The 17907-nt window shown below is 69.2% G+C and carries 15 protein-coding genes and 1 pseudogene; 11 read left to right on the forward strand and 5 right to left on the reverse strand.

Annotated features, from left to right (window positions below; translation table 11 throughout):
• Positions 1-18: 18 nt before the first annotated feature.
• Entirely contained in the window at positions 19-1440 is a 1422-nt protein-coding gene (gene argH, locus LK409_RS05095; protein WP_003812010.1) for an argininosuccinate lyase, read from the reverse strand.
• Positions 1441-1547: 107 nt separating this feature from the next.
• On the opposite strand from argH, the gene LK409_RS05100 reads away from it, so the two are divergent.
• Genes LK409_RS05100 through LK409_RS05110 form a run of 3 tightly spaced genes read left to right on the forward strand, consistent with a single transcriptional unit; the run spans position 1548 to position 4949 of the window.
• Positions 1548-2894, forward strand: coding sequence for a mechanosensitive ion channel family protein (locus tag LK409_RS05100; protein ID WP_003812007.1), 1347 nt, complete (start codon positions 1548-1550; stop codon positions 2892-2894).
• A gap of 38 nt (positions 2895-2932) precedes the next feature.
• Positions 2933-4567: an NAD+ synthase gene (locus LK409_RS05105; protein WP_010928037.1), complete on the forward strand. Its 1635-nt coding sequence runs from the start codon at positions 2933-2935 to the stop codon at positions 4565-4567.
• A gap of 43 nt (positions 4568-4610) precedes the next feature.
• A complete protein-coding gene (locus LK409_RS05110) occupies positions 4611-4949 on the forward strand; it encodes a P-II family nitrogen regulator (protein ID WP_003812004.1) in 339 nt (112 codons plus the stop codon).
• A gap of 24 nt (positions 4950-4973) precedes the next feature.
• On the opposite strand, the gene LK409_RS05115 is transcribed toward LK409_RS05110, so the two are convergent.
• Positions 4974-5348 (reverse strand): pyrimidine dimer DNA glycosylase/endonuclease V, encoded by a 375-nt coding sequence (locus tag LK409_RS05115; protein ID WP_003812001.1) that lies wholly within the window; start codon positions 5346-5348, stop codon positions 4974-4976.
• An 85-nt stretch (positions 5349-5433) separates the two neighbouring features.
• Between LK409_RS05115 and LK409_RS05120 the strand changes: the two genes are divergently transcribed.
• Positions 5434-5814 (forward strand): RNA-binding S4 domain-containing protein, encoded by a 381-nt coding sequence (locus tag LK409_RS05120; RefSeq protein WP_003811999.1) that lies wholly within the window; start codon positions 5434-5436, stop codon positions 5812-5814.
• Positions 5815-5931: 117 nt separating this feature from the next.
• A complete protein-coding gene (locus LK409_RS05125; protein ID WP_010928038.1) occupies positions 5932-7869 on the forward strand; it encodes a PhoX family protein in 1938 nt (645 codons plus the stop codon).
• 93 nt (positions 7870-7962) lie between these two features.
• Here the strand turns inward: LK409_RS05125 and LK409_RS05130 are convergent, their stop codons facing one another.
• Both LK409_RS05130 and LK409_RS05135 read right to left on the reverse strand, forming a co-directional pair.
• Positions 7963-8508 (reverse strand): ATP-binding protein, encoded by a 546-nt coding sequence (locus LK409_RS05130; RefSeq protein ID WP_003811996.1) that lies wholly within the window; start codon positions 8506-8508, stop codon positions 7963-7965.
• Between the two features lie 74 nt (positions 8509-8582).
• Entirely contained in the window at positions 8583-9464 is an 882-nt protein-coding gene (locus LK409_RS05135) for a LysR family transcriptional regulator (RefSeq protein WP_003811986.1), read from the reverse strand.
• Between the two features lie 107 nt (positions 9465-9571).
• On the opposite strand from LK409_RS05135, the gene ggt reads away from it, so the two are divergent.
• The 5 genes and pseudogenes from ggt to LK409_RS05160 all read left to right on the forward strand — a co-directional run bounded on the left by ggt (position 9572) and on the right by LK409_RS05160 (position 16511).
• A complete protein-coding gene (ggt, locus tag LK409_RS05140; protein WP_010928039.1) occupies positions 9572-11200 on the forward strand; it encodes a gamma-glutamyltransferase in 1629 nt (542 codons plus the stop codon).
• A gap of 41 nt (positions 11201-11241) precedes the next feature.
• Positions 11242-12759: an ABC transporter substrate-binding protein gene (locus LK409_RS05145; RefSeq protein ID WP_010928040.1), complete on the forward strand. Its 1518-nt coding sequence runs from the start codon at positions 11242-11244 to the stop codon at positions 12757-12759.
• Positions 12760-12834: 75 nt separating this feature from the next.
• Complete coding sequence (locus LK409_RS05150; RefSeq protein WP_010928041.1) at positions 12835-13779, forward strand: ABC transporter permease; 945 nt, start codon at positions 12835-12837, stop codon at positions 13777-13779.
• Positions 13776-14651 (forward strand): ABC transporter permease, encoded by an 876-nt coding sequence (locus LK409_RS05155; protein ID WP_003811978.1) that lies wholly within the window; start codon positions 13776-13778, stop codon positions 14649-14651. Before LK409_RS05150 ends, LK409_RS05155 begins: the two co-directional genes overlap by 4 nt.
• A gap of 2 nt (positions 14652-14653) precedes the next feature.
• Positions 14654-16511, forward strand: a pseudogene (locus LK409_RS05160) (dipeptide ABC transporter ATP-binding protein).
• A 2-nt stretch (positions 16512-16513) separates the two neighbouring features.
• Here the strand turns inward: LK409_RS05160 and LK409_RS05165 are convergent.
• Positions 16514-17158, reverse strand: coding sequence for a LysE family translocator (locus LK409_RS05165; protein WP_003811973.1), 645 nt, complete (start codon positions 17156-17158; stop codon positions 16514-16516).
• 91 nt (positions 17159-17249) lie between these two features.
• Here LK409_RS05165 and LK409_RS05170 point away from each other — a divergent pair, with 91 nt between their 5' ends.
• The gene (locus tag LK409_RS05170) at positions 17250-17786 is read left to right on the forward strand and encodes a YaeQ family protein (RefSeq protein WP_003811971.1); all 537 of its coding nucleotides are present in this window, start codon (positions 17250-17252) and stop codon (positions 17784-17786) included.
• Positions 17787-17907: the final 121 nt, after the last annotated feature.

Raw genomic sequence — 17907 nt, forward strand, 5'->3', positions numbered from 1 at the left:
ACATGGAGCGGGGCCGTGTCAGGCGCCGGCGGTCTCGGCCAGCACGCGCTGGGCTTCCTCGCGCACGCGCTCGGGGGCGGTGCCGCCGATGTGCTTGCGGGCGGCCACCGAGCCTTCCAGCGTCAGCACCTGGTGGATGTCCTCGCCGATGCTGGGATGGTAGGCCTGCAGGTCGGCCAGCGACAGGTCGGCCAGGTCGCAGCCGCGCTGCTCGCAGTCGCGCACCGCGTGGGCGACGATTTCGTGCGCGTCGCGAAACGGCAGGCCGCGCTTGACCAGGTAGTCGGCCAGGTCGGTGGCGGTGGCAAAGCCCTGCAGGGCGGCGGCGCGCATGTTGTCGGCCTTGACCTTGATGCCGCCGGCCATGTCGGCGAAGATGGTCAGGGTGTCGCGCAGCGTGTCGGCCGTGTCGAACAGGCCTTCCTTGTCTTCCTGGTTGTCCTTGTTGTAGGCCAGCGGCTGGCCCTTCATCAGGGTCAGCAGCGCCACCAGGTGGCCGTTGACGCGGCCGGTCTTGCCGCGCGCCAGTTCGGGGACGTCGGGGTTTTTCTTCTGCGGCATGATCGAGCTGCCGGTGCAGAAGCGGTCGGCCAGGTCGATGAAGCCCACGCGCGGGCTCATCCACAGCACCAGTTCCTCGGAAAGACGCGAGATGTGCGTCATGATCAGGGCGCCGGCGGCGCAGAATTCGATGCCGAAGTCGCGGTCGGAGACGGCGTCGAGCGAGTTGCGGCAGACGCCGTCGAAGCCCAGCGTGCGGGCCACGCGCTCGCGGTCGATGGGATAGCTGGTGCCGGCCAGCGCGGCCGCGCCCAGCGGCAGGCGGTTGACGCGGCGGCGGCAGTCGGCCAGGCGCTCGGCGTCGCGGCCGAACATCTCGGCATAGGCCAGCAGGTGGTGGCCGAACGTGACGGGCTGGGCCACCTGCAGGTGGGTGAAGCCCGGCATGATGGTGGCGGCGTTCTCCAGCGCGACCGTGGCCAGCGCGTGGCGCAGCTGGCGCAGCAGGTCGACCAGGGTGTCGATTTCGTCGCGCAGCCACAGGCGGATGTCGGTGGCGACCTGGTCGTTGCGCGAGCGGCCGGTGTGCAGGCGCTTGCCGGCGTCGCCCACGAGCTCCACCAGGCGCTTCTCGATGTTCAGGTGCACGTCTTCCAGGTCCAGCAGCCACTGGAACGAGCCGGCGTCGATCTCCGAGAGGATCTGCTGCATGCCGCGCTGGATGTCGGCCAGGTCCTGGGCCGAGATGATGCCTTGCGCGGCCAGCATGTCGGCGTGCGCCAGCGAGCCGCGGATGTCGTGGCGCGCCATGCGCTTGTCGAAATCGACCGAGGCCGTGTAGCGTTTGACGAGGTCGGAAACGGGTTCCGAGAAACGGGCGGACCACGCCTGCGCCTTGTTGGCGAACTGGTCCTGGCTGGAGTGGGAAGTATTTGCCATGATGCGGGCAATTATATAGGGCCGGCGCGCGCCGCGGCGGCGCCACGGAACGGCGCGCCGGCCGACTTGTCGGATAATCTGCACCATGGCGCTTTCAGGAGGATGCAGTGCTGCCGAAGGAATTGGAGAACGTGGTCGCCACGCTGGACAACTATGTGCCGGACACGGCATGGGGCCAGACGCTGGTCGGCATCGGCGTGCTGGTGCTGACGGCGCTGTTCGTCCAATGGGTGGTGGCGCGCGTCGTGCTGTATTTCGCCCACCGGCTGCTGGTGCTGAGCGGCCGCGAGGACTGGGACCGCGCCCTGAGCCGCCGCCGCGCCTACCAGAACTTCTGGTACGCGGTGCCGTTCGCGGTGGTCTCCATGGGCATAGAACTGGTGCCGCATGCCGAGCGCGCGGTCACCGTCGTGGGCCGGCTGTCGCACGCCGGGGCCTGGATCTGCGTGTTCGTGGCCTTCAGCGGCGTGCTCAGCGCCTGGCAGGATACCTATTCGGCCACCACGCGGGCGCAGACGCGCTCGATCAAGGGCTATATCCAGATCGGTAAGCTGATCCTGTGCGCGGTGGGGGCGGTGCTGGTGCTCTCCATCCTGCTGGACCGCTCGCCGCTGTGGATGATCTCCGGCCTGGGCGCGCTGTCGGCGGTGCTGCTGCTGGTGTTCAAGGACACGCTGCTGTCGCTGGTGGCCAGCACCCAGCTCACGTCCAACGACATGCTGCGCATCGGCGACTGGATCGAGATGCCGCAGGCCAACGCCGACGGCTTCGTCAAGGACATCGCGCTGCATACCGTCAAGGTGCAGAACTGGGACAACACGGTGACCACCGTGCCCACCTACAAGCTGTTTTCCGAAAGCTACCGCAACTACCGCCACATGTTCGAGTCGGGCGGGCGGCGCATCAAGCGCACCCTGCGGCTGGACGCGGCCAGCGTGCGCTTCATGAACGAGGAAGAGGGCGGACGGCTCAAGCGCTTCGTGCTGCTGCGCGACTACCTGCAGGCCAAGGAGGACGCGCTGCTGGAGGCCAACCGCCAGCTGGGCGAACTGGCCGAGGTGCCGGCCAACCGCCGCCGCCTGACCAACATCGGCACCTTCCGCGGCTATGCGCTGGCCTACCTGCGCCAGCACCCCGAGGTGCGCCAGGACATGGCCATGATGGTGCGCATGATGGAGCCGCAGCCCAACGGCATCCCGATCGAGATCTATTGCTTCACGGCCATCACCGCCTGGGTCGAGTACGAGCGCATCCAGGGCGACATCTTCGACCATCTGCTGGCCATCCTGCCCGAGCTGGGGCTGCGGCTGTTCCAGGAGCCCTCCGGCTCGGACCTGGGCAACCTGGCCGGCGGCATGCGCGAGGCGGCCCTGCACGAGTTCCGGCGCGAGCAGGTGGCCGCGGGCGAGGCGCCGCTGGCGCTGCGCGGCGACGGCGCCGCGCCCGTGCGATAATTTTTCTTTCCCTTTTTCCCATTCTGGAACCGTCGTTCATGAGCCTTGCCCGGGTTGGAATCGCGCAAATCAACGCCTGCGTCGGCGATCTCGCCGGCAACGCGGCCCGGGTGCTGCAAGCGGCGCGGCAGGCGGCCGGGCAGGGCGCCGACGTGCTGGTCACCCCCGAGCTGGTCCTGACCGGCTATCCGCCGGAAGACCTGCTGCTGCGTCCCCGGTTCATCCAGGAGCAGCAGGCCGTGTTCGAGCGGCTTTGCCAGGACCTGGCCGGCCTGGCCGGCCTGCATGTGGTGATCGGCCATGTGCTGGCGCGCCAGGACCGCCTGTACAACGCCGCCACGGTGGTGTGCGAAGGGCGGGTGCTGGGCAGCTACTGCAAGCGCGAACTGCCCAATTATTCGGTCTTCGACGAGCAGCGCTATTTCTCCGCCCATGGCGAAGCCTTCGGCTTTACCGTCAAGGGCGTGCGCTTCGGCCTGAACATCTGCGAGGACATCTGGTTGGAGCGCGCGCCGCGCGCGGCGGCGGCCGACGGGGCGCAGGTGCTGCTGGTGTCCAACGCGTCGCCCTACAACACCGGCAAGCAGGAAGAGCGCCTGTCGGTGGCGCGGCGCAGCGTGCAGGACACCGGTTGCGCCCTGATCTACGCCAACCTGGTCGGCGGCCAGGACGAACTGGTGTTCGACGGCGCGTCGTTCGCGCTGGACGCGCAAGGCCGCATGAGCGCCCGCCTGCCGGATTTCACCGAAGGCGTGAATGTGCTCGAGGTCGATGCGCGCGGCACGGTGCGCCCGGTGACCGAACAGGCCGCCGTGCAGCCCTACGGCCTCGAAGAGCAGGTCTGGAACGCGCTGGTGCTGGGCGTGCGCGACTACCTGGGCAAGAACGGCTTTCCCGGCGCCATCATCGGCCTGTCGGGCGGCATCGATTCGGCCGTGGTGCTGGCGGTGGCGGTCGACGCCGTGGGCGCGGACAACGTGCGCGCGGTCATGATGCCCTCGCGCTATACCGCCGACATCTCCCTGACCGACGCCGCCGACATGGCCCGGCGCCTGGGCGTGCAATACGACGTGATCGCCATCGGCGAGGTGGTCGACCGCTTCGAGGCGGCGCTGGCGCCGCAGTTCGCCGGCCTGCCGGTCGACGCCACCGAGGAGAACATCCAGGCGCGCGCGCGCGGCACCTTGCTGATGGCGCTGTCCAACAAGACCGGCCGGCTGGTGCTGACCACCGGCAACAAATCCGAAATGACCACCGGCTATTGCACGCTGTATGGCGACATGGCGGGGGGCTTCGCCGTCATCAAGGACGTGCCCAAGACCCTGGTCTACCGCCTGGCGAACTGGCGCAACCAGCGCCAGCCCATCATTCCCGAGCGCATCATCACCCGCCCGCCGTCGGCCGAGCTGCGGCCCGACCAGACCGACCAGGACAGCCTGCCGCCCTACGACATTCTCGACGGCATCATCGAGCGCTACATGGAACACAACGCCTCGGCGGCCGATATCGTGGCCGCCGGCTTTCCGCGCGAGGCGGTCGGGCAGGTCGTGCGGCTGATCCGCATCAACGAATACAAGCGGCGCCAGGCCCCGCCCGGGCCCCGCATCACGCCGCGCGCGTTCGGCCGTGATTGGCGGTATCCTGTGACCAACGGATTCCGCGAGACGGTTTGAGGCCGGCGGGCATCCCATTCAGAAAAAGCCAGGACAGCACAACGTGAAACAAGTAACCGCCATCATCAAACCCTTCAAGCTGGACGAAGTCCGCGAAGCGCTGGCCGAGGTCGGCGTCAGCGGCCTGACCGTCACCGAGGTCAAGGGGTTCGGCCGCCAGAAGGGCCATACCGAGCTGTATCGCGGCGCCGAGTATGTGGTGGATTTCCTGCCCAAGATCCGCGTCGAGGTCGTGCTGGCCGACGACATGGTCGATCCGGCCATCGAGGCCATCGTCAAGGCCGCGCGCACCGGCAAGATCGGCGACGGCAAGATCTTCGTGACCCCGGTCGAACAGGCCATCCGCATCCGCACCGGCGAGAGCGACGAAGAGGCGCTGTAGGCGTCCGCGCCAGGCGCCGGGCCGCTAGGCCTTGCCGCCGCCGCGCGCGGCAATGCGCGCGCGGTTGAGCGCCAGGGCCTCCTCGGTCGGGGTCCAGTCGTTCCAGAACGGCGCGGGAATATCCGCAAAGTCCTCGCGCGTGACGCCGGCGAATGCCGGCCGATAGCCGCGGCGCCGCATTTCCTCGACCAGCGCGCGGTGCCGCCTGGCCAGATAGCCCAGGCGGGTGTAGAAGAACAGCAGATGGCCCTTGCCCAGCGTGTAGGCGGCCGGCTGCACCAGCGCGCCGCGCGCGGCGGCCTTGTGCGCCAGCGCGAAAACCCGCGGCAGTTCGCGGTATTCGGCGACCAGGTGCGGGCCGCTCAGTTCTTCGACGGGGACACAATTGATGCGGGTCAAGGCGGGGCTCCTGTGGGGGCGCGGCGGCGGCCATGACGGCCATCCGGCCACGCATTAGATCAGAAAGGCAGCGGAGCGACGGCAGATGGACAAGATACGGCTGGACAAATGGCTATGGGCGGCGCGCTTCTACAAGACGCGCAGCCTGGCGGTGCAGGAAATCGGCAAGGGCAGGGTGCAGGTCAACGGCCAGCCGGCCAAGCCGGCGCGCGAGGTGGCGCCGGGCGACGTGGTGTGCATCCGCAAGGAAGATCCGCCCATCCATGTGCGGGTCTGCGCGGTCAGCGGCGTGCGCGGTCCGGCGCCGGTGGCGCGGCAGCTGTACGAGGAAACGCCGGAAAGCGCGGCGGCGCGCGAGCGGGCCGCCGAGATGCGGCGGCTGGCGCCCGAGCCCGCCATGGATATCGTCGCCGGCCGTCCGACCAAGCGCGACCGCCGCCTGATCGACAAGTGGCGCGACGCTTAGGACATCGGCAGGGCGGGGCCGGGCGCCTCGCGCAGTGCAGCGGAATTGTCATCGCGGATCGCTAGGATGCGGGGGGGTCATACCCACGCCACCACGCGATCCGGAGGGAATACTGGCATGCACGAACCGACGATGAGCAAGCGCCGCCTGGTGCTGAAGATGCTGGGCGGCGCGCCCATGCTGCCGCTGGGCGCCGTGGGCGCGGCCACGCTGCTGGCCGGCTGCAGGGCCGGCGCCGACGGCGCACAGGCCGCCGCGCGCGGCGCCGGGCCGCGCGGCGATTTCGTGACGGCCGCGTTCACGTCCATGGCCGCGCCGTCGCTGGACGCGCCGGAAAAAATGGCCATCACCACCGTGGAGTCGACCCTGGAGGTCAGCTTCAGCGACGGCGGCAGGCAGACGTTCCAGCTGGGGTACGAACCGTTCTTCATGACCGGCGACAGCGTGCCCGATGGCCAGGGCGCGACCCGGGTCGCGGGCGGCTATCTCGATATCCATGGCCGACCCATCATGGACAGCTCGGTGCCGGGCAAGGCGCGCCAGTTCTTCTCCGACTGCCCCGACGGCATGTCCCTGCTGGCCCTGCCGTCGGCCCGGGTGCCGGGCGTCAAGGGCAATACGGTGTTCGCCGTGGTGCAGTTCGAGTACGCCTCGCACAACCAGAAGGGCGAGTCCATGTACGGCCTGCTGCCGTCGCCCATCGCGGTGCTGACCCTGGCGCAGGATCCGGCCACCGGCAGGCTGGCGCTGGTCAAGTACAGCCCGGTCGATACCGCCCCGGCCCACGGCCTGTGGATCACCTGCGGCGCGAGCCTGTCGCCGTGGAACACCCATCTGGCCAGCGAGGAATACGAGCCGGACGCGACCACCGCGCGCGCCTCGGCGCAGTTCCAGGGCTTCAGCCGCAACCTGTACGGCGATGCGGCCAAGGCCAATCCGTATCACTATGGGCACCTGCCCGAAGTGGTGGTCCACCCGGACGGCACCGGCACCATCAGGAAGCACTATTGCCTGGGCCGCATCTCGCACGAGCTGATCCAGGTCATGCCCGACCAGCGCACCTGTCTGATGGGCGACGACGCCACCAACGGCGGGCTGTTCATGTTCGTGGCCGACCGCAAGGCCGATCTGTCGGCCGGCACGCTTTACGTCGCCAAGTGGCGCCAGACCTCGGGCGAGGGCCCGGGGGCCGGCACGCTGGGCTGGATCAACCTGGGCCATGCCCGCAGCGCCGACATCGAGGCGCTGGCCGATACCCTGACGGCGGCCGACATCATGGACGTGCGCACCGCGGATCCGGGCGACCCGGCCTTCAAGGCGATACGCGTCAACGGCAAGGCCAACTGGGTCAGGCTGGCGCCGGGCCGCGAGCAGGCCGCGGCCTTCCTGGAAACGCACTGCTACGCGGCCCTGGCGGGCGGCACGATGGCGTTTTCCAAGATGGAAGGCACCACCGTCAATGCGCGCGACCGCATCGCCTACAGCGCCATGTCGCGCATCGAGACCTCGATGGTGGACGGCACCTCGCCCGACCTGCGCGTGCAGGGCCCCGAGCCGGGCGCGGTGTACGCGCTGAACCTGCGCGGCGGCCAGCGCGATAGCGCCGGCACGGCGATCGACAGCGAGTGGGTGCCGGTGGACATGGCGGCGGTGCCGGCCCTGGTCGGCGAGAAACTGGCCGCGCCCGACGCCCTGGGCAACCGCCACCACGCCGACCGCATCTCCAATCCCGACAACATCAAGTTTTCGGAGAAGCTGCGCACGCTGTTCATCGGCGAGGACAGCAACGGCCACGTCAACAACTTCCTGTGGGCCTACAACGTCGACAGCGGGGCGCTCTCGCGCATCCTGTCGTGCCCGGCCGGCGGCGAGTCCACCGGCCTGCAGGCGGTCGACGAGATCAACGGCTGGACCTACATCACCAGCAACTTCCAGCACGCCGCCGACTGGGGCGGCGTCCACGCCGTCGTGCGCGCCACGCTGGACCCGCTGGTCAAGGCCAACTACCGCGACGGCTTCGGCGCCTCGGTGGGGTACATCACGATAACGCCGTAACTCCCGGTGCCTGTCTCCGCCGGGGTGCCTGTCCCGGCGGGGACAGGCTCCCTGTCGGGGATAGGCACCTCGCCCCCCGCGCACCTGCCGCGGTCAGCCTGGCGCCCAGCGGGCCAGGTCCAACGCCAGCGCGCCGGCCTGCAATCGCCCGGCGATCTCGTCCGCGATCTCGGCGGCCGGCCGGCCTGCCGTGACGACGCGGTGGCCGGCCAGGCTGCCGGCCGCGCGGAACGCATCGTGCATGGTCCGCACCATCGACGCCTGCCCGGGCCCGCTGCGCTGCTCGACCCGCGCCAGGGCCTCGTCCAGGCCGATATCCAGCAAGGCGTAGGCGGCCGGGCAGCGCGCCGCCTGCAATTGCGCGGCGATGAGGGGCAGGAACCACGGTCCGAAGATGCCGTCCAGGTAGACGCGATAGCCGTCGGCGGCGAACGACGCCGCGCTGCGGCATACCGCGCGGATGACCGCGGCGTTCTGAGCATCGGCCTGGGGGCGGTAGGGCGGGATAGGGTGGGCCGGAAAGCCATAGAACAGGTCGGACGGCAGGTGCAGGCCCTGCGGGTCGGCCTGCGCCAGCAGGCCGCACGCGGTGGTCTTGCCCGAACCGGGCGGCCCCGAGACGATGACGATGGGAAGCATGGATGGATTCCTGGAGACGGTGTGCACGGTGATAGTACGCGCAGATGGGGACGGGCCCGGCCTGGCCGCGGCCGTCAGCGGCCGAACAGCGCGCCGCACTGGGCGCAGATCTCGGCGGTGACGGCCAGCCGCGCGTGGTCGCGCCGCTCGATCATGCCGATGGCGCGCACCGCCGGGCCCAGTTCGGCGGGCAGGGGCAGCACGCGCAACTGCGGGCTGGCTTGCCAGTTGGCGCCGTTGAGCAGCGGCAGCAGGGTCACGCCCACCTCCTGGCGCACCAGTTCCACCAGGGTTTCGATGGCGTTGAGTTCGAGGAACTCGTTCAGGCCGCCGCCCAGCCGGCGCACGATGCGGTCGATCTGGCGCCCGGTGCGCTGGGTGCGGTCAAAGCGCAGGAACGGATTGGCGGCCAGCACTTCGCGCGCGTCGGCGCCGGGCGCGTGGGGGTGCGCCAGCACGACCAGCGGCTCTTCGTACAGGGGCGTCCAGCGCGTGCTGGCCATCTTGCGGCCGGCCTCGACCACCAGGGCCGCGTCCAGCTCGCCGGCCTCGACCTTGCCGGCCAGTTCGCTGGCCTTGCCGGAGAACACGCGCACGTCCAGCGCCGGATGATCGCGCTTCAACTGCGAAACCACCTTGGACAGGGTGCCCATGCACGACACGATGGCGCCCACCGAGACCGAGCCGGCCAGCTCGCCCGGCACGTTGCGTGGCGCCTTCAGGTGGTCGTATAAATCAAGCAGCCGCTTGATCTCCGGCACCAGTTCGCGCCCCGCCGCATTCAGGATGGCGAGGCGCCCGCCGCGGTCGAACAGCTCGCGGCCCAGTTCGGCTTCCAGCGCGCGCATCTGGAAGCTGACCGCGGCCTGCGTCAGCGCCACCTGCTCGGCCGCTTCCGAGAACGTGCCGTGCTGCGCCACCGCCAGGAAGGTACGCAGGAACCGTATGCTACTCATAAAAATATTTTGAATGACGGAACAAAAAATCAAATTGATTTAATTAGATCACGAGAGTAACGTCATCGGGTTCAACTTGTGCCCGCGCTATCGATAGAGATCATCAGATGAAAGCCTTCAATTGGGTCAATCCGTACCCGTCCACCCGCATTCCCGTCTTCGCCCGCAATGTCGTGTCCACCTCGCACCCGCTGGCGGCGCAGGCCGGCCTGCGCATGCTGCTCAAGGGCGGCAACGCGGTCGATGCGGCCATCGCGGCGGCGGCGACCATCGTGCTGGTCGAGCCGGTGTCCTGTGGATTGGGCGGCGACTGCTTCGCCATCGTCTGGGATGGCCGGCAATTGCACGGCCTGAACTCGTCGGGCGTGGCGCCGGCGGCGTGGAATGTGGAGTATTTCAAGCGCAAGTACGGCACCGGCCCGGACGGGCTGGCCGTGCAGCCCAAGCGCGGCTGGGACGCCGTGACCGTGCCCGGCGTGGTGGCGGGCTGGGCCGCGCTGCACGAGAAGCTGGGCAAGCTGCCGTTCGAGCAGCTGTTCGAACCCGCCATCGAGATCGCCGAGCGCGGCTATACGGTGCCGCCGGTGGTGGCGCACAAATGGGCCGCCGCGGCCGCCGAGCTGAGCGAGCAGCCCGGCTACGCCCAGGCGTTCATGCCCGAGGGGCGCGCGCCGCGGGTGGGCGAGCATTTCCGCTTCCCCGACGCCGCGTACGCGCTGCGCCGCATCGCCGCCTCGGGCGGACGCGACTTCTACGAGGGCGAGCTGGCCGAGCGCATCGCCGCGTTCAGCAAGGAGTGCGGCGGCGCCATGACGCTGGACGATCTGCGCAATTACCGCCCCGAGTGGGTCAAACCGATTTCCCGCTCCTACCGCGGCTACGAGTTGCACGAGATCCCGCCCAACGGGCAGGGCATCGCCGCGCTGATCGCGCTGGGCATCTGCGAGCGCTTCGACCTGGCCGACATGCCGGTCGATTCGGTGCAGTCGCAGCATCTGCAGATCGAGGCCATGAAGCTGGCGTTCTCCGACCTGTACCGCTATGTCGCCGATCCGCGCAGCATGGAAGTCACGCCGCAGCAGATGCTCGACGACGCGTACCTGGACAGCCGGGCCAGGCTGATCGACCCGGACCGCGCCACGCATTTCGAGGCGGGGCGCCCGCATGCCGGCGGCACCATCTACCTGACGGCCGCCGACGAGAACGGCATGATGATTTCGTTCATCCAGTCCAACTACATGGGCTTCGGTTCGGGCGTGGTCGTGCCGGGCACCGGCATCAGCCTGCAGAACCGCGGCGTGGGCTTCTCGATGAACCCGGCCTCGGCCAACGTGGTGGAAGGCGGCAAGCGGCCGTTCCACACCATCATCCCGGGCTTCCTGACGCGCGGCGGCAAGCCGGTCATGAGCTTTGGCGTGATGGGCGGCGACATGCAGCCGCAGGGCCATCTGCAGACCGTCATCCGCATGCTGGACTACCACCAGCAGCCGCAGGCCGCCTGCTGCGCGCCGCGCTGGAAGGTCAACCGCGATTTCACGCTGGATATCGAGTCCACCATGAACCGCGCGACGGTCGAGGGGCTGAGGAACCTGGGCCACCGCCTCAAGGCGGTGGACGACCCGTACATGGACTTCGGCGCCGGCCAGTTCATCTGGCGCATGGCGGAAAGCGACAACGATCTCGGCTACGTGGCGGCCAGCGACAGCCGGCGCGACGGGCAGGCCGTAGGCTTCTGACGCGCCTGCGGGCGCACGACCACCAAGGGGAAATCCACAACATGACCAAGACCAAGAGCCTGAGCATGATGATGGGCGCGGCCGTGCTGGCCGGCGCGGGCGGCGCCGCCCTGGCGCAGGACCTGCGCATCGGCCTGCAGGAAGACCCGGACGTGCTCGATCCGCACCGCGCCCGCACCTATGTGGGCCGCAGCTTGAATGTCAGCGTCTTGTTGTCCTCGCTGAAACTCCACGACTGCGCCAGCTGCGGCACGAACTGCAGCTTCTCGTCGATGTCGACCAGCTTGTCGCACAACGAGGTGAAGACGATGCGCACCGATGTCCAGTTCCACGATGGCAGCAAGTTCGACGCCGCGGCGGCGCGCGCCAATCTGGAGCGCGCCATGACGCTGCAGGACAGCATGCGCAAGGGCGAACTGGCCTCGGTCGAGAAAATCGAGGCGCCCGATCCCGCCACCCTGGTGCTGACGCTCAAGCGCCCCGACGCCACCTTGCTGGCGCAGTTGTCCGACCGTGCCGGCATGATGCTCTCGCCCAAGGCCTTCGAGGGCGACGCGGCCGCGGTGGGCCGCAAGCCGGTCTGCTCGGGCCCCTACAAGTTCGTCGAACGGGTGCAGAACGACCGCATCGTGCTGCAGAAGTTCGACCAGTACTACGGCGCCAAGGATTACCACTTCGACAAGCTGGTATTCCTGCCCATTCCGGACACCACGGTGCGCCTGTCCAATCTGCGCGCCGGCGGGCTGGACATCCTGGAGCGCATGAACCCCTCGGACGCGCCGCAGGTCAAGAACGACGCCAGCGTGCAGTTCATGCCGGTGTCGGGGCTGGGTTACCAGGAGGTCTTCTTCAATACGGGCAACGGCAAGCGCGCCGAGACCAATCCGTTCAAGGACAAGCGGGTGCGCCAGGCGCTGGCCTTGTCGATCGACCGCGCCATCATCAACGAAGTGGTCGGCGGCGGCATCTTCGACCCGGCCAGCCAGCCGTTCCCGCCGGCCAGCCCCTATCACAGCGACAAGTTCCCGGTGCCCAAGCGCGATGTCGAGCGCGCCCGCGCGCTGCTCAAGCAAGCCGGCCTGCAGAAGGTCAAGGCCGAGTTCGCCTTCGGCAACAACACCACGACGTCGGCCATCGCCGAAATGATCCAGGCCATGGCGGCCGAGGCCGGCTTCGAGCTGAGCCTGCGGCCCACCGAATACGCCGCCATGCTCAACGAGGCGCAGGCCGGCAACTTCGAGATGATCATGCGCGGCTGGTCGGGCCGGGTCGATCCGGACGGCAACATCTACCAGTTCGTGACCTGCAAGGGCGCGCTGAACGACGGCCGCTATTGCAATGCCGAGGTCGACAAGCTGCTGGCCGAGGCGCGCACCGTGCCCGACCAGGCCAAGCGCAAGGCGATCTACGACCAGGCCCAGGCGCTGCTGCAGGCCGACACGCACGATATTTACCTGTACTACCAGCCGTGGCCGTTCGTGCTGGGCAAGAACGTACGCGGCTTCAAGCCGTACCCGGACGGCATGGTGCGCCTGAAGGGCGTGACGCTGGCCAAGTAGCGACGGTGGGGGCGGCCGGCTGCCGCGATCGGCGCGGCGCGCGGGCGCCGCCGCGCCCGTTTTTCGGTGGCGACCATGTTCAAACTGATCCTGCGACGCGTCGTCGTGGCGATCCCGACGCTGATCCTGGTGTCGATGATCGTCTTCATGCTGCAGAAAATCCTGCCCGGCGATCCGGTGCTCACGCTGGCCGGCGAGGAGCGCGATCCCGCGGTGCTGGACTACCTGCGCGAGAAATACCGCCTCAACGACCCGCTGCCGGTGCAGTACGGCGCCTGGGTGGCCCAGGTGCTGCAGGGCGACCTGGGCAAGTCCATGCGCACCGACGTGCCGGTGCTGACCCTGATCGCGCAAAAGCTGCCGGTGACCCTGCAGCTGGCCGTGATGGCGATGGCGTTCGCGCTGCTGGTGGGCATTCCCCTGGGCATCGTCGCCGCCGTGCGCAAGGGCACGGCGGTCGAGATGGGCGCCAACATGGCCGCGCTCTCGGGCATGTCCATTCCCAATTTCTGGCTGGGCATCATCCTCATCATGGTGGTCTCGGTGCAGTGGAAGCTGCTGCCGGCCTCCGGCTATGTCTCGCCGGCCGAGGACTTCTGGCTTTCCATCAAGACCATGCTGATGCCGGCCCTGGCGCTGTCCACGGCGATCGCCGCCTACCTGATGCGGCACACGCGTTCGGCCATGCTGGAGGCGCTGTCGGCCGATTACGTGCGCACCGCGCGCGCCAAGGGCGTTGCGCCGCGCAAGGTGGTGCTGCGCCACGCGCTGCGCAACGCGCTGATGCCCATCGTGACGCTGGTGACGCTGCTGTTCGGCGAACTGCTGGCCGGGGCGGTGCTGACCGAGCAGGTGTTCACCATTCCGGGTTTCGGCAAGCTGATCGTCGACGCGGTCTTCAACCGCGACTACGCCGTGGTCCAGGGCGTGGTGCTGTGCGTGGCGGTCGGCTTCATCGTCATGAACCTGCTGGCCGACATCCTGTACATCCTCGTCAACCCCCGCCTGAGGCACGCATGAGCGCACCCATCGCAAGCGCGGGCATGGCCGCGCCGCGCCGCGCCAACCGCTCCTGGGGCAAGTTCCGCCGCAACCGGATTGCGATGCTGGGCGCGCTCATCGTGCTGGCGTTCGTCGTGCTGGCGCTGCTGGCGCCCTGGGTGGCCAGCCACGACCCGTTCCAGACCAGCTTCATGACCATCCGCAAGGCGCCCTCGGCGGCGTTCTGGATGGGCACCGATGAACTGGGCCGGGACATTTTCAGCCGCATGGTGTACGGCGCGCGCGCCTCGCTGATGGCGGGCATGGTGTCGGTGCTGATCGCCCTGGCGGTGGGGGTGCCGTTCGGACTGGCCGCCGGCTATTTCGGCGGCTGGACCGACAGCGTCATCTCGCGCGCCACCGAGGCGCTGCTGGCCATTCCGTTCCTGATCCTGGCGATCGCGCTGGCCGCCTTCCTGGGGCCCAGCCTGACCAACGCCATGATCGCCATCGGCGTGTCGGCCGCGCCCAAGTTCATCCGGCTCACGCGCGGCCAGGTGCTGGCCGTCAAGAACGAGGACTACGTGCAGAGCGCGCGCGCCCTGGGCGCCTCGGACCTGCGCATCATCGGCCGCCACGTCTTTCCCAATGTCATGCCGCCGCTGATCGTGCAGGCCACCATCACCATCGCCACCGCCATCATCGCCGAGGCCAGCCTGTCGTTCCTGGGGCTGGGCCTGCAGCCGCCCAATCCATCCTGGGGGTCGATGCTCAACACGGCCAAGAACTTCATGACCCAGGCGCCCTGGATGTCCATCTTCCCCGGCTCGGCGATCTTCCTGGTGGTGCTGGGCTTCAACCTGTTGGGCGACGGCCTGCGCGACGCGCTGGATCCGCGCCAGGAGAAGTAGGCATGGACGCCAATCGTGTGGTGCAGGTCGACGGCCTGAGCGTGCGCTTCAACACCCCGGGGCGGGTGGTCCAGGCCGTCAACGATGTGTCCTTCCACGTCGACCGCGGCGAGACGCTGGCCATCGTCGGCGAATCGGGTTCGGGCAAGTCGGTGACCTCGCTGGCGCTGATGCGGCTGGTCGAGTACGGCGGGGGGCGGCTCAGCGCGACCGACATGCGCTTGCGCCGGCGCGGCGGCGACGTGCTGGACCTGGCGCGCGCCGACGAGCGCACCCTGCAACGGGTGCGCGGCGCCGATGTGGCGATGATTTTTCAGGAGCCGATGACTTCGCTCAACCCCAGTTTCACCGCCGGCAACCAGATCGCCGAGGCGCTGCAACTGCACCAGGGGCTGGACGCGGCCGGCGCGCGCGCCGAGGCGCTGCGCATGCTGGAGCGGGTGCGCATTCCGGAAGCCCGCGCCATCCTGGACCGCTATCCGCACCAGCTCTCGGGCGGCATGCGCCAGCGCGTGATGATCGCCATGGCGCTGTCGTGCAAGCCGCAGCTGCTGATCGCCGACGAACCCACCACCGCGCTGGATGTCACCATCCAGGCGCAGATCCTGCAGCTGATACGCCAGCTCCAGGAGGAAATGGACATGGGCATCATCTTCATCACCCACGATATGGGCGTGGTGGCGGAGGTGGCCGACCGCGTGCTGGTGATGTACCGCGGCGACAAGGTCGAGGAGGGCGGGTGCGACGGCGTGTTCGCCGCGCCGCGCCATGCCTATACGCGCGCGCTGCTGTCGGCGGTGCCGCGGCTGGGCGCCATGCAGGGCACCGACCAGCCGGCGCCGTTTCCGCTGTTGCAGGTCGACCAGCAGGCCCTGGCGCCGGCTCCGCAGGCCGGCGCGGCCGAGGTGGACACCGTGCGCCGCGACGGCGGTCCGGTGCTGAAAGTGCGCGGGCTGGTGACGCGGTTCGACATCGCCGGCGGCATTTTCGGGCGGATCGACAAGCGCGTGCACGCGGTCGAGCAGGTCAGCTTCGAGCTGTTCCCCGGCGAGACGCTGGCGCTGGTGGGCGAGTCCGGTTGCGGCAAGACCACCACGGGCCGCTCGCTGCTGCAGCTGGTCAAGAGCCAGGGCGGCAGCATCGAGTTCGACGGCCGCGACATCGGGGTGCTGCGCGGCGCGGCCATGCAGTCGCTGCGGCGCCATATCCAGTTCATCTTCCAGGATCCGTTCGCCTCGCTCAACCCGCGCATGACGGTGGGCGACTCCATCATGGAGCCCTTGCTGGTCCACAGGACGGCCAGCGGGCGCGCCGCGCGCGAGCGGGTGCGCTGGCTGATGGACAAGTGCGGGCTGCTGCCCGAAATGACCGACCGCTACCCGCACGAGTTCTCGGGCGGGCAGCGCCAGCGCATCTGCATCGCGCGCGCTGGCGCTCAACCCCAAGGTGGTGATCGCCGACGAATCGGTCTCGGCGCTGGATGTCTCGATCCAGGCGCAGATCGTCAACCTGCTGCTGGACCTGCAGCGCGAGCTGGGGGTGTCGTACCTGTTCATCTCGCACGACATGGCGGTGGTCGAGCGCGTCAGCCACCGCGTGGCCGTCATGTACCTGGGCCAGATCGTGGAGATCGGCCCGCGCCGCGCCATCTTCGAAAACCCGCAGCATCCCTATACCCGCAAGCTGATGGCGGCGGTGCCGATCGCCGATCCGCGCCGGCGCCACCGCGAGCGTTCGCTATTGGTCGACGAGATTCCCAGCCCGGTGCGCAAGGTGGGCGACGAGCCGGTGGTCGCGCCGCTGGTGCGGGTGGGCGAAGGCCACTACGTGGCGCGCCATCCCGTGGGCGTGTACGCCTGAGCTCAGCGCCGCTCCAGCGCCAGCTTCAGGCCGAAGGCGATGAAGACGCCAGCGCTCAGGCGGTCGAGCCCGCGCGCCACCGAGGGGCGCGCCAGCCAGCGCGACAACGGCCGGGTGGCCGCCACCAGGGCGGCGAACCACAGCAGGCCCAGCGCGGCGTGCAGCGCGGCCAGCAGCAGGCTGAATGCCAGCACGTCCACCCCGGCCGGGATGAATTGCGGCAGGAACGTGACGTAGAAGACGCCGACCTTGGGGTTGAGCATGTTGGTCAGGCAGCCGCGCCAGAACCATTGCAAGGCGCCGCCGCCGGCCGGCGCGGCCGGCAGCATGCCGGGGGCCGCGTCGCCGGCGCGCCGGCGCAGGCTGCGGGCCAGCAGGCGCGCGCCCAGCCAGCACAGGTAGATCGCCCCGGCGATGCGCAGCGCGTCGTAGGCCAGCGAGGACGCCGCCAGCAGCGCGCCCAGGCCGAGCGCGGCGGCCACGCCCCAGGCCAGGCAGCCGGCGCATACGCCCAGGCCGGCCAGCAGCGCGCGGCGCGGCCCGTCGATCGCCGCGGTGCGCAGCACCAGGGCGGTGTCCAGGCCGGGGGTGATGGTGAGCAGGGTGGCGGCCACGGTGAAGGCCAGCAGGGCGGCAAGAGGCGTCATGGCGAGGGACGGAGCAGGTGCGGCGCGCAATCGCGCGGGCAGTTATCATTGCCGGTCTTTGGCAACCCAGCAACTGGATCAGGCACTCTTCATGGCCCTGCGCGCAACCATTTACAAGGCGGACCTGCATGTCGCCGATACCGACCGCCACTATTATGCTAGCCATGGCCTGACCATCGCGCGTCATCCGTCCGAGACGGACGAGCGCATGATGGTGCGGGTGCTGGCCTATGCGCTGCACGCCGACGAACAGCTCGCCTTCACCAAGGGGTTGAGCGATACCGACGAGCCGGACCTCTGGCGCAAGGACCTGACCGGCGATATCGAACTGTGGGTCGAGGTCGGCCAGCCCGACGAGCGGCGCATCCTCAAGGCCTGCGGGCGCGCCGCCGAGGTCGTGGTGTATTGCTACGGCGGCCATGCCTCGCAGGTCTGGTGGGACGGCGTGCGCGGCAAGCTGGAGCGCGCGCGCAACCTGCGCGTGGTCTGCCTGCCCGCGGCGCAGACCGAGGCGCTGGCGCAGCTGGCGCGCCGCACCATGCAGGTGCATGTCAATATCTCCGACGGCGCGGCCTTCGTCAGCACCGATGAGGGCCAGGTCCAGGTCGAGCCGCAATCCTGGCGCTGAGGGGGTAAAGGGTGCCTGTCCCCGCGGGGACAGGCACCTCTGCCGCAGCGGGGACAGGCACCCTTGCCGCAGCGGGGACAGGCACCCCTGCCGCAGCGGTGACAGGCGCCCGGGGCAGCCA

The organism is Bordetella parapertussis, assembly GCF_020735925.1.
GTDB classification, from domain to species: Bacteria; Pseudomonadota; Gammaproteobacteria; order Burkholderiales; family Burkholderiaceae_B; genus Bordetella; species Bordetella pertussis.

Excerpts from the sequence above, each read along its gene's own strand:
- LK409_RS05135 (WP_003811986.1), bottom strand. The coding sequence starts at position 9,464 with ATGAGTAGCATACGGTTCCTGCGTACCTTCCTGGCGGTGGCGCAGCAC.
- LK409_RS05120 (WP_003811999.1), top strand. The coding sequence starts at position 5,434 with ATGGACAAGATACGGCTGGACAAATGGCTATGGGCGGCGCGCTTCTAC.
- LK409_RS05170 (WP_003811971.1), top strand. The coding sequence starts at position 17,250 with ATGGCCCTGCGCGCAACCATTTACAAGGCGGACCTGCATGTCGCCGAT.
- LK409_RS05130 (WP_003811996.1), bottom strand. The coding sequence starts at position 8,508 with ATGCTTCCCATCGTCATCGTCTCGGGGCCGCCCGGTTCGGGCAAGACC.
- ggt (WP_010928039.1), top strand. The coding sequence starts at position 9,572 with ATGAAAGCCTTCAATTGGGTCAATCCGTACCCGTCCACCCGCATTCCC.
- LK409_RS05125 (WP_010928038.1), top strand. The coding sequence starts at position 5,932 with ATGCACGAACCGACGATGAGCAAGCGCCGCCTGGTGCTGAAGATGCTG.
- argH (WP_003812010.1), bottom strand. The coding sequence starts at position 1,440 with ATGGCAAATACTTCCCACTCCAGCCAGGACCAGTTCGCCAACAAGGCG.
- LK409_RS05155 (WP_003811978.1), top strand. The coding sequence starts at position 13,776 with ATGAGCGCACCCATCGCAAGCGCGGGCATGGCCGCGCCGCGCCGCGCC.
- LK409_RS05165 (WP_003811973.1), bottom strand. The coding sequence starts at position 17,158 with ATGACGCCTCTTGCCGCCCTGCTGGCCTTCACCGTGGCCGCCACCCTG.
- LK409_RS05145 (WP_010928040.1), top strand. The coding sequence starts at position 11,242 with ATGACCAAGACCAAGAGCCTGAGCATGATGATGGGCGCGGCCGTGCTG.
- LK409_RS05150 (WP_010928041.1), top strand. The coding sequence starts at position 12,835 with ATGTTCAAACTGATCCTGCGACGCGTCGTCGTGGCGATCCCGACGCTG.
- LK409_RS05105 (WP_010928037.1), top strand. The coding sequence starts at position 2,933 with ATGAGCCTTGCCCGGGTTGGAATCGCGCAAATCAACGCCTGCGTCGGC.